Here is an 11,969-nt window from a genome sequence, read left to right on the forward strand (position 1 = left end):
AACATGATCATTTCTACCGAGCCCCTGGACAGCACCCTCACCGTCGATGCCCTGGAAACCTACATCACCCAGATATTTGAAAAGTTCGGGATGAGGAGCGCGGACGCCGCAATATTGGCCGAGTCACTCGTCGACGCCGACAGTCACGGCACCGCGACACATGGTTCTGCCCGAGTCACCTCTTATACGCGTCAATTGGAAAGCGGCCAGGTAAAGGCCGCCCCGGACGAGTACATCGTCGCAGAAACACCTGGAGCGTTGTTGATTGATGCCGACGGTGCCTTCGGTGCTCCCGTTGGTATCCGAGCCGTCGAGATGGGAATGGAGCGCGCCAGAAGGCTTGGCGTTGCGCTGGTGGGCGTCAAAAATGTCGCCCACTTCGGTGCGGCTGGCTTTTACACCCGGTACGCCGCCGACCGGGGTTTCATTGCCTTGGCTATGAGTTCCAGTTCCGCTTCGGTAGTACCTTTCGGCGGCCGTGTTCCGCGAGTGGGCAACAGCCCCATGTCTTTTGCGGCCCCGGGAAGTGAACACCCCGAGTTGAATTTGGACTTTGCTCAGTCCATGGCCGCTCGTGGCAAAATCAAGCTTCTCAAAGACCGCGGTGAGCAGCTACCGGAGAACTGGGCAATCGACGCTGATGGCCGCCCGACAACTGACCCGGACGAGGCCCTTCGCGGTGCAGTACTGCCGAGCGGCGGACATAAGGGGTCTGCACTATCGCTCCTGGTGGAAATGCTCTCCTCAGGCCTGACCGGCGCACACCTGACTCAAGACATCAAACATGCGGGTTTTACTGGTGTGGGCCAGACCGACGTGGACGCGGATGTAACAGTCGGCAACTTCTACCTGATCATTGATGCATCCGCGTTCGGAACGGGCGACAGCGTCCGCTCGCGAGCCACTGCGATCGCTGAATACGTGCGCGAGTCCCCGGCCGCACCGGGCTTCGAGCGCGTGTTCGCTCCCGGCGACATCGAGCGCTCCCTACATGAGCGCGCCGTCGAACAAGGTATCTCTCTACGTCGCACGACTGCGGTCGAACTTGTCGAGGTGGGCGAACGCTTCGGCCTCGAGGTTCCTGCTGCACTGCATCTCCAGACGGAGGTCGGATCATGAACACACACGCAAACACTAATCCTCTGGCTCCGGGCCGCGTGGATTTCGAGCACGATGAGTTGAGTCCGCGACAGCGTCGTCGGATGATCACAGCGGCAGCCGCCGGCAATTTTGTTGAATGGTACGACGCCGGAGTTTACGGAATCGCAGCCACCGTGATAGCGGAACAGATGTTTCCAAATAGCCTAAACCCGACTTTCGCACTGCTGAATACTTACGCGCTCTTTGCCATCTCCTATATTCTGCGCCCGGCTGGTGGGTTGATCTTCGGCAACATTGCGGACCGCGTGGGCCGAAAACACGCCCTCACAATCACCATAATCATGACTAGCGTAGCTACGGGCCTCATCGGTCTGACCCCCGGGTTTGGCGCCATCGGGTGGGCGGCTCCTGCAATATTGCTGATCTTGCGGGTGGTCCAATCCATGGGTACAGGCGGAGAGTACTCGACCGCCATCAGTTTCGTGTACGAACACGGGCCCACAGGGCGCAAAGCTCGTTCAGTCGGTGTCATGACCTCCATGACCTTCGTTGGCTTCCTTGTGGGAGCGGGCCTATCCACATTGCTCACCCTGTTGCCAGGAGACGCGTATTCTACTTACGGCTGGCGGGTCCTTTTCCTTCTGGCTCTTCCCTTCGGCATGATCGGTCTCTATGTACGCAAGCGAACTGAGGAAGGTGCAGAATTTAAGCGTCTGCAGATCGAGCGCAACCGGAACGACGTGCACGCCACACCCGTTGCAGACACCTTTCGTTTGTATTGGAAGCGTGTCCTGAGCTTCACCGCCTTCCTGGGTATTTGGGCCGTGTTCTCCACAATGCTGACCAACTACCTACCCACCTTCCTGAAGAACAACCCGGATATGAGTTCCACTGAAGCTAACGGGGCCAACCTCGTAGCCAGTGCCGCGATCGTCGTGGTCATCTTCCTATACGCGCCGTTGGCGGACCGATTTGGTTTGCGGACCACATTGATCGTGTCTATGGTCGCGGCGATCACTTTGACGATCCCCGGCTTTAGCGTGGCAAGTCACGGTGTGATTGGGGGCTTCATCGGTGCCATCATCCTGGGCGGAACCAAGGGACTGCTGGCAGTGCCTATGTTGCTCTCATTGAGCCAACTCTTCCCAGCGAAAGTTCGAGTGACTGCGGGAGGTCTGTCGTACAACTTGGCGCAATCCATCATCGGCGGGACCGCACCGTTCGTGGCTGTATGGCTGAATTCTTTCAGCGGTAAACCAACAACTTTCGCCATTTACGTGATGTTCTTCGCAGCGGTCACGCTGATCATCACCTTGATTTGCGGACGCCGTTGGATCGCAGAAACCGCAGAGATCTCTGGAGACGTAGGCGGTCTCAAGACTTTGAAGGAAAACGCATGAACGCGCGGAAGACTCTGGATATCGCTGTCCTGCCCGGTGACGGAATCGGGCCGGAGACCGTGGACGCCGCACTGGCCGTCGTGACCGCTGCGCTAGTCAAATATGACGTTGCATGGGCACCCCGTCGCCTACCAATTGGCTTCGAGGCATTGCACGCAGTGGGCACCACCATGCCGGAGTCCTCCTTCGAGAGGGCCCGCGATGCGGATGGGGTGATACTTGGCCCTGTCTCTCACAACGAGTACCCAAGTGCAGACGAGGGAGGCGTCAACCCCTCCGGCACCCTGCGTAAGAGGTTGGATTTATACTCCAACGTACGCCCGGCCAAGACGGTAGGCGGCTTGCCCAGCCGTGTTCCCGGAACCATGGACCTAGTGATCGTTCGCGAGAACACCGAAGGGTTCTACGCTGACCGCACTATGTATGCTGGCACGGGAGAGTTTATGCCCACTCCGGACCTGGCCATGGCCATGCGTAAGGTAACCCGTGCCGGTTCTGAGCGCATCGCCCGCTACGCCTTCGCACTGGCGCAGACACGACGCAAGAAGCTAACTGCAGTTCACAAGGCCAACGTGTTACGTATGTCTGACGGCCTGTTTTTGGACGTCATGCGAGGAGTTCGGGAAGAATTCCCCGAGGTGCAGTATGAGGAGCAACTAGTGGATGCTATGGCTGCCCTGCTTATCCGTAAGGCGGATGACTTCGACGTTGTAGTCACGACTAACATGTTCGGCGACATCCTCTCCGATGAGGCTACGGAGATCAGTGGCGGCATAGGATTGGCAGCGTCGCTGAATGTGGGCGACGAACACGCCGTGGCACAAGCCCAACATGGTTCTGCCCCAACGCTGGCAAATCAGGACGTGGCCAACCCTTCCTCACTCATCGGATCCGCGGCCATGCTATTGGAATGGATATCCGTGAAGTTCAACGACGAACGCTTGATGTCCGCCGCGGCGGACATCAAGCGGGCCGTCGAGGCTATCGTGAAGAACCCGGCCACACGCACTAGGGATCTGGGCGGTGTGCTTGGGACGAGAGCCTTCACTCGGGCAGTGATTGAGCGTCTCTGACACAAAACCGGAATACATCAACAGTGCCGTTACTCCTCGGCAAGGGCAAAATAGACGTTCTCGATGCAGTGACGCACTGACGCCACGGGACCAAGGTGCCGGAACGGCCGCTCAGCTCAGGTGGCGACGGCTTGCAAGGCGTCGCCACCTGAGCTCGGAGCACGACTGTTGACGTTCGTCGCCACACTACTTTTTTGTCCCGACATCCTGAGCGAAAAATTGGATTGGTCAGAGGCCGAAGAAGGCCTTGAGCTCGGTGGTGATCGAGGCCAGACGCTCCTTGAGTGCTGGTGTGAGTGAAGCACTCGCCGAGGTGGCCGACAAGCGCACTCCGGCGCTGGCCGCAGCACGTGCATCGGCCTCGGCCGCAGCCTGGAGTTCCGAGGGTTCGGCAACGACCTCGAGATAGCACTTGAGCTTCGGCTCGGTGCCCGAAGGACGCACGATGACCCGCGAGTTCGACTCCGAGAGGAGCAGGATTCCATCGGTCGGCGGCAGCCCCCCATACCCTGCCGACAGGTCGTGGACCTCGGCGACCGGGGAGCCGGCAAGTGTGGCCGGAGGATTCTCGCGCAGCTTGGCCATCGCCGTGGCGATGAGGGAGACATCGTCGAGGCGGAAACTCAAGGGAGCGGTGGCGAAGTAGCCGTCGCGGCCCCGGATCCGGTCGAGCTCGGCCTCGATGCTGCTGTCCGCCGCCTTGAGACGCGAGGTCAGCGCTGCAAACGTCACGGCGGCAGAGATGCCGTCCTTATCGCGCACTGCAGCCGGGTCGACGCAGTAGCCGAGTGCCTCTTCGTAGCCGAAGACGAGTCCGGCCACGCGGGAGATCCATTTGAACCCGGTGAGCGTGTTCGCCGCAGCGAATCCGTGGCTGGCAGCCGCCGCCGCAAGACCGCGGGAGGACACGATCGAGTTCGCGAACACCGGCGCAGTCGCTCCGTGCGCATGATGCGTACCATCGGCCAGTCGGTTCGCGGCATCCTCACCCAACAGCAGCCCCACCTCGTCGCCGGTCAGCTGACGGTAGCCGGTGGCTGCCGAGGCATCGGGGATGGCGGCGGAGAACCGGTCGGCATCCGGATCGTTGGCGATGATGAGTTCGGCTCCGACCTCACGGGCCAGGGCGAACGACTCGTCGAGTGCCCCGGCCTCTTCCGGGTTCGGGAACGACACCGTCGGGAAGTCCGGGTCCGGGGCCTGCTGGGAAGCCACCGGGTGGAGGTTAGTGAAGCCGGTGCGGGTCAGCGCCGCCTCGGCGACTCCGGCACCGACGCCGTGCAGTGAGGTCAGCACGATCGAGAGATCCGCTTCGGCACTCACCCCCAGATCGTCGATGCGCGACAAGTAGTTCTCGACGATCGACTCGTCGAGGTGCTCCCACCCGGATTCGGCACGCGGCACCGATTCCACGGATTCCACGGCCGCGATCTTCTCGGCGATGAGGGCATCGGCAGGGCTGACGATCTGAGCTCCGGCACCCGCCTCAGCCGCGGCCGGATCGGTTTCGATTGCCTGCAGGGGCCGTTCGCCCAGGTAGACCTTGTAGCCGTTGTCGGTCGGTGGGTTGTGGCTGGCCGTGACCATGACACCGGCGTCTGCCTCGAGATGCGACAGCGCGAAGGCGAGCAGCGGGGTCGGCAGCTGCTCGGGCAGCTGGATCGCGACTCCACCGGCGGCGGTGATGACAGCGGCGGTGTCCGCGGCGAACTCCGCGGACTTGTACCGGGCGTCGCACCCGATGACGACTTGGAACCCCTCACCGACGGTGTCGGCGAGGAACGCGGACAGCCCGGCGGCGGCACGGATGACGACGGCCCGGTTCATCCGGTTCGGCCCTGCCGCGATCTCGCCGCGCAGACCGGCGGTGCCGAAGACGAGGGGGCCTGAGAACCGGTCCTCGAGGTCGGCGATCGCGGCCTCGTCGCCGCTCTCGGCCTCGGCGAGGATGTGCTCCAAGGAGATGGCCGTTTGCGGATCGGGGTCGTCGGCGATCCAGGCGCGGACGACCTCGGCGTCGAATCCATTCGTGAAGCGGTCGGCTACGCGGGTCATATGAGGTCCTTTGCGAATTCGCGGTGGCGGGGTGGGCGAGTGCGGAGTGGGGCTGGCCGTCTCAGAGCTTCGCGACGATGTCGGCGAGCAGACGGGAGATGCGCGGGGCGGCTGCGGCTCCGGCTTCGATGACCTCGGCGTGGGAGAGCGGGGTCTCCTGGATGCCGGCGGCGAGGTTCGTCACCAGCGAGATGCCCATGAGCTCGAGCCCGGCCTGACGTGCGGCGATGGCCTCCAACGTCGTCGACATGCCCACCAGGTCAGCGCCGAGGACCCCGGCCATGCGCACCTCGGCGGGGGTCTCGTAATGGGGTCCGCGGAACTGCGCGTACACGCCTTCGTCGAGCGTCGGGTCGATTTCCTTGGCGATGGCACGCATGCGCGGGGAGTACAGATCGGTGAGATCGATGAAGTTCGCGCCCTCGATCGGGGAGGTCCCGGTGAGGTTGATGTGGTCGGAGATGAGCACCGGGGCGCCGGGCGCCCAGTTGCGGTTCAGCCCGCCGCAGCCGTTCGTCAGCACGAGCGAGGAGCAGCCGGCCGCGGCCGCGGTGCGCACTCCGTGGGAGACCGCGCGCACACCCTTGCCCTCGTAGTAATGGGTGCGCGATCCGAGGACGAGCGCATGTTTGCCGCTGGCTTCGATCCGCACCGTGCGCAGGGTCGCACCGTGACCCTCGACCGCGGGAGCGTGGAAACCGGGGACTTCCGCCGCGGAGATCTCGGCGACGGTCTCGCCGAGGAGGTCCGCCGCCCCGCCCCAACCGGAGCCGAGGACGAGAGCGATGGCATGGGATTCGATGCCCGCGTTCGCGTTGATGGTCGTGGCCGCGGCGTGCGCGGCGGCGGTAGGATCGCTTAAGTCAGTCATGACGCCAAGATTATCAAGTTCCCCACCGCCCAAGGAGCGAGCACATGCCGATTCGAGAGCTGAACGACGGTGACGATCTGCGCCTGAATGAGGTGTTCGCCGACGCGACCACCCCGGCCGGTCATATGGCCAGGTCCCTGTTCCGTCCGTCCTCGGATTCGCCGTTGATCCGCTCCGTCATCGCCGAGGTGGTCCCCGACGTTCCCGTCGGAGCCGCCGCCATCGCCGAATCCCCGCTGCACCCCTACCGGGCGTGGGTCCACGTCGAGGTGGCCGCCGAGGAGCAGGGGCAGGGTCAGGGGCGCGAACTGTTCGAGGCAGTGTGCGCGGAGACGCGGGGAACCGCGCTCGAGGGCCTCGATCTGCGGGCCCGTGTGCAGGCCGGCAGCCCGGGCGAAGGCTTCGCTCGGGCGCTCGGATTCACCTCGCTGACGACGACCCGCGTGATCAAGGTCCCCGCCGGTGCTCTGCCGCCGGCCGGAGGCGGTCGTGCCGAGGACCTCGAGATCGTGGCGACGGGTTCGGTGAAGCTGACGAAGGCGTTCCTTGACTGGTACACCGCCGTCAATCGTGACGATGCGGTCGGTCCGCTGACCATTGGACAGGTGAACAGCGCCTTCCTCTCCGAGGCGGCCGGAGCTCATGGTGCCGCGCTGCTGAATGGTGCGGCCGGAACCGCCGAGGCGGGTGGGCTCAGTGCCTTCGCCGTGTCCTATGCCAGGGAAGCCGATGAGACCGCCGGGACCGTGCCGTCGGCCGGTGAACCGGACGCCGGTACGGGGGCAGGTCAGCCGGGTGCTGGTCAGGGCGAGGGCCGGGCCATCGTCGATCAGGCCGTGGAGGAAGCCCCGACCGAACTCATCCTCGGATCGATGTTCGAGACCCGCGATGATGCCGCCGACACGACCGGCGAGGACTTCGCCGCTGCGGTCGCGGATGCCGAACTGCTGCTGGCCCGACTGTCGGTCGACGCCGATGTCGTCATCGAGGTCACGAGCGGAATGCCTGTGATCTCGGCACTCGCGGATCGTCTGCTCGAGACGGGCACGGCCACCGAGCTCTACCGTTATGAGACGCTGTCGGGACCTCCTGCCGACGCAAGCTGATTCAGGCTCGACTCTCGTCGGCGGTGAAGAGTCGGACAGGGCGAGCCTGGTCCTCGGTGACGAACCAGCCCGTCCCCGGCAGTCCGTCGATGGGGGCCTGTCTCATCAGCCCGAGCCCGGTGAGATCCTGCCTGGTGTGCACACCGAGCACGAGCAGGGGCCCGAGATTCTGCGCCTTGGCCAGAGGCGAACCATAGCTGGGAGTGAACCGTGTCGGCACGGTGAGCACATGGAAGCACCCGTCGAGCAGATCCCAGTCGACAGGTTCTGGCTCTCGGTGGGCATCATCGTGGACGGTGATTCCTCCGAGGGTGCCCACGAGAGCCGCGAACTCACTCTTGCCGCTCTGCGGTGAACCGCGAACCGTGAGAACCGAGCCATCTCGCAGGGGATTCCACGTGACGAGGTCGCCGAAGGCATCGACGCCGACGGGGACGACGTCGGAAGCGGTGATGGCGTCGAGCGGATCGCCGCCTGCTCTCGATCGGACGGGAGGCGGCGGTCCGACGAGTCCCGTCCAGCGCGGCGTAAAACCTTCCCGGGCGAGCTTTTCGGGGAAGGCCTCGCCGAGGATGGACTGTTCTTTCCCAGGTTCGGGAGGTGTGCTCAGTGCCGCGGCAGCGGGCACGAACTGCACATCGGCTCCGTCCCCGCCGGCGGCCTGCACGCGGGGGCCGCGGATGACGGCGCGAAAGTCCGGCCACGTACCGGCGAACCGCTGCCGGCTGAGTCCGACGCTCGTCCCGTCTTCGCCGGCCTCGGGCGGGAAGATGATCTGGGTGGCGAACCGAGAGCTCCTGCTCGTCATGTTCCGGCAGCCGGCGAGCAGGAACACGAGATCCGATCCGGCACCGTGTCCGAGCAGACGTTCGGCGCGTTCGGCCCAGTAGTGATCGAGCGAGTCGACGAATTCGGCCCAATTGCTGCACACGAGCAGGCTCGGCGGGTGTCGGTGCGTCCCCGAAGCTGGTTGTGTGCGGGAGCCGGCACAGTCCTGCGACATCTTGACCGTGCCCATTCCTGCGGTGAGGTGGTCGAGGATCGCCTGAATCTGCCAGCCGGTGTTCATTCCGCAGCTGATCTCGGCCCAGTCGAGGGCCGCGGCGATCCTGCCTATTGCGATGATCCGCCGGGTCCGAGCACTCGCCCGTGCCATATTCACGAGCACATGTTCCATGGTTTCGGCGCTGCCGCCTGTGAGGATCGCCGAACCGTCGACATCGGGGTCGAAGGTCCACGTCTGCTGCCGCTGTTCCGTGGGAACATCGATGATCCCCGTGACCGTCCCGGCCGGCTCCTCTCCTGGCCCGGCCCTCATCTCGTCCGGTTCGGGCAACGGCGGCAACACCACCTGTCGTCGCTGCCCGTTGAACGAAGGATTCACAGCCACCTCGTCGGCCCCGACCGCAGCACCGTTTCCGGCCATGGTGCTGTCCTCGGCCGCTGCGATGATGTTGTCGACGTGCACTCCTTCCACACCGGTGGCCAGCGACGGAATCGGTCCCTGAGCCCAGGGCCGCACACGGGGACGGAGGGCCGCCTCGGTGTGGGTGTCATGTCCGAACGGCACGGCCACGCGGAACCGAGTGACGCTGATCCCGGAGTCCAGGCAGGCGGCGCCGGGCTTGTCCGCGGGCAGAGAGGCGGCCGCCTCGGTGCCGATGACGTCGAAGGAATCGGTCTCATCGCGCACCCGCAGGCAGACGCGGATGTTGATGTTCGCCTTCATCTGACCGGTCACGACTCCCATGGGTCGCTGAGTGGCGAGAATGAGGTGGACACCGAGGGATCTGCCCAGAGCGGTGAGGTGTTCAAGCAGGTCCGCGGCGCGCGGATGGCTGGCCATCAGCGCATGGAACTCATCGATGACGACAATGAGGCGTGGGAGCGGATCGGTCAGATCGGCGACATCGGCGCGCCCGTGCTCGGCCAGCAGCCGTTCACGGTAGGTGATCTCGGCACGCACCGAGACGAGGGCGCGGAACGCGAGCCCGGAATCGAAATCGTCGAGCACGCTGTCGGTGTGCGGCAGCTCCTGCAACGGTGCGAACGTGGCCCCGCCCTTGAAATCGATGAGGACGAACCGCAGTCGCCGAGGCGGCTGTGCCAGGGCCATCGCCAGCAGCCATGTCTGGAGGAGCAGGGATTTTCCGCTGCCGGTGGTGCCGGCGACGAGAGCGTGTGGTCCGTCGGCGAACAGATCGATTCCGACCTCGCCGTCGGTTCCGCGGCCGATCATCACCGGTCCCGAGACGGGCCGAGACCATCGTGATCTGATGGCCTCGGGCGCATCGTCGCAGAGTTCGCCGAGTCCGTGGTCGGGCCAGGCTCGGGGTCCGGTTTCGGCACTGAGCCTGCGGTGGAGAGTGACGAATCGGGCGGCGGGCATGAGGGCGGCGGTGAGCGCCCGCCCGGGCACCGGGCCGCCGGGTGCGGTCGATGAAGCGGTGCGTGCCTGCGCGAGACTGCCCACCGTCATCGAGACAGTGGAGCCGGAATGCGGGGCGGCGAGGGTGAGCACGGCGGGCTGGGTCGCCTCGTCGAGGGTGATCGCAATGGGATCATCGACGTTGTTGTCGGGGCCGGACTCTGACCGAGCCGTGTTCGAGGAACGGTCGCCGAAGAACTCGGTGCCGGCCAGTTCCGGCAGCAGTGCGAGTTCGGGGCCCGGCTGCCAGCTGAACCGACGATCAGCCAGCCATGCGAAGGCCATGGTGCGCAAGACGGCGGGTGACCCGCTGACGGTGACCGTCGTCGTTCGCGGATCGATGCGGATCGGCATTTCAGCGAAGACGACTCGACCGTCGACGTGGTCGGTTCCGTCCTGCAGCTGTTCGTCGATGGTGAGGTCGGCGAAGACCGTCCCGAACCCGATGCACAGACCGGGGGAGGAGAGAACCGCGCGCCGGTGCGTCCCTTCGAGGTGGCGCAGCCGTGTGCGCGCCTCGTCCAGGGCATCGTCACGCTCGAGTCGGCATTGTGCGCTGTCGCGGGTGAAGCGCTTCTTCTCCACCAGGTAGGCGACCCATCCGGAGAGCGGGGCGGAAACGCTGAAGAGCAGGAACCACCACATTCCGGTGACCATGGCCAGCACCACGCCGATGCCCACGGGGATGAGGAACGTCCACCACTGTGGGGGCCTGGCCGGTCGGGGATCGTCGATCGTCTTCGGCGCGATATGCGTGTCGTCGCTGCGGTGCAGCGGCGGGGACCGGATCGGCGGAGGCGAACCAGCGGCCGAGGATGAAGCGCGCGCGGATGAGCCGTCTGCTGTGCCCGGTGCGAGCACGCTCGCACCCATTTGGACTGCGGGCCGGGCGCTTGTGGCGTCGAGGCACAGCGGCTGAGGGGTGCGGGAGATGCAGGGGTCGATGACGGTCAGGCAATCGGCGTGGGGCAGCCGGGACAGGCGGGCGCGTCGTGGGTCGAGTGTCAGAGTGAAGCCCGAGTCCGGCCCTGCCAGGACGGACACGGCCGACAGTTCGGAGTCGGCCGAGGTGTCGATGGTGCGCAGAGAATCCGCCCCGACGACGGTGATGGGGTTGAGCTTCTGCCAGTGGCCCCAGCTGATCGACTCGAGGTTGTGGCCCTCGAGCCGGTTGCCGACAGCGAGGTCCCTGTGCGTCAGCTCCGATCCTAAGACAGACCGGAAGACGTGGAATGCCGGTCGGCCTGATTCGGCTTCGACGCTGGTGCTCGTGACGGTTCCGTTCGTCTCGATGCGGTGGATGAGTCCCAGGGTTCTCATGAGCACAGATTCGCGGTGGCCGCGTGGTTCGGGCAAGAGGCGAAGAAGAGCCTGTGGACACGGTGCGGCCATCCACAGCCGCAGAATGATTGAGTGGGGTGCGGGTCCACAGGAATCGGTGTCGGAGCCGACCGGGGCTGTCAGTCGAGGCGGAGGGCGCCCCGGGCGTAGGCGGTGGCTCGGAGGTCGATGAGCCCGGGCACGAACGGTGAGAGCAGCGCCGGTGAGTAGCGAGCCTCGATGCGGATGCGCACCGAATGCGTCCCATCGGCATCGGCGCTCAGACGCAGATTGTGCATGTTCTTCGGATTCTGGACTGAGCCGAGGTACCGGCCGGCGGCTCGTTTGGCCGCGGGAGGTGAGAACACGAGACCGGGTTCGTCACCGGGAGCCGGTTCGAACGAGTCCGAGGCCGCCAGCGCCGCAGAATCAGCAAGTCCCTGCAGCTCACGGCGGGCCATGTGCAGATCGGTCAGGGCCGCGATGAGGAATGCCAGCAGCAAGGCGATGACGACGAAGCCGATGGCCAATGGGGTGATCGACCCGGCATCCGAGTCATGGCATATCTGCGATTCTTCGGGCCGCTCCGAATCGTAGTTCCCTGTGGTCGGCATG

General features: G+C 64.9%; 8 protein-coding genes. 4 read left to right on the forward strand and 4 right to left on the reverse strand.

From position 1 onward, the window contains the following. Positions 1–3: 3 nt before the first annotated feature. Genes GUY37_RS05315 through GUY37_RS05325 form a run of 3 tightly spaced genes read left to right on the forward strand, consistent with a single transcriptional unit; the run spans position 4 to position 3,574 of the window. Complete coding sequence (locus GUY37_RS05315; protein ID WP_166823124.1) at positions 4–1,119, forward strand: Ldh family oxidoreductase; 1,116 nt, start codon at positions 4–6, stop codon at positions 1,117–1,119. Beyond that, positions 1,116–2,501 (forward strand): MFS transporter, encoded by a 1,386-nt coding sequence (locus GUY37_RS05320; RefSeq protein WP_166823126.1) that lies wholly within the window; start codon positions 1,116–1,118, stop codon positions 2,499–2,501. Before GUY37_RS05315 ends, GUY37_RS05320 begins: the two co-directional genes overlap by 4 nt. Next, entirely contained in the window at positions 2,498–3,574 is a 1,077-nt protein-coding gene (locus GUY37_RS05325; protein WP_166823129.1) for an isocitrate/isopropylmalate dehydrogenase family protein, read from the forward strand. Before GUY37_RS05320 ends, GUY37_RS05325 begins: the two co-directional genes overlap by 4 nt. 228 nt (positions 3,575–3,802) lie before the next feature. Here the strand turns inward: GUY37_RS05325 and GUY37_RS05330 are convergent, their stop codons facing one another. Then, positions 3,803–5,629: a phospho-sugar mutase gene (locus GUY37_RS05330; protein WP_166823132.1), complete on the reverse strand. Its 1,827-nt coding sequence runs from the start codon at positions 5,627–5,629 to the stop codon at positions 3,803–3,805. Positions 5,630–5,690: 61 nt separating this feature from the next. After that, positions 5,691–6,500: a purine-nucleoside phosphorylase gene (locus GUY37_RS05335; RefSeq protein WP_166823134.1), complete on the reverse strand. Its 810-nt coding sequence runs from the start codon at positions 6,498–6,500 to the stop codon at positions 5,691–5,693. Positions 6,501–6,544: 44 nt separating this feature from the next. On the opposite strand from GUY37_RS05335, the gene GUY37_RS05340 reads away from it, so the two are divergent. Continuing rightward, positions 6,545–7,606, forward strand: a complete 1,062-nt coding sequence (locus GUY37_RS05340; protein ID WP_166823137.1) for a GNAT family N-acetyltransferase — start codon at positions 6,545–6,547, stop codon at positions 7,604–7,606. Between the two features lies 1 nt (position 7,607). Here GUY37_RS05340 and GUY37_RS05345 read toward each other — a convergent pair whose 3' ends face one another. Next, entirely contained in the window at positions 7,608–11,354 is a 3,747-nt protein-coding gene (locus tag GUY37_RS05345; RefSeq protein ID WP_166823140.1) for an FtsK/SpoIIIE domain-containing protein, read from the reverse strand. A 140-nt stretch (positions 11,355–11,494) separates the two neighbouring features. Continuing rightward, positions 11,495–11,968, reverse strand: coding sequence for a pilus assembly protein TadG-related protein (locus GUY37_RS05350; RefSeq protein ID WP_166823144.1), 474 nt, complete (start codon positions 11,966–11,968; stop codon positions 11,495–11,497). Position 11,969: the final 1 nt, after the last annotated feature.

Source organism: Brevibacterium limosum (assembly GCF_011617705.1).
GTDB lineage: Bacteria > Actinomycetota > Actinomycetes > Actinomycetales > Brevibacteriaceae > Brevibacterium > Brevibacterium limosum.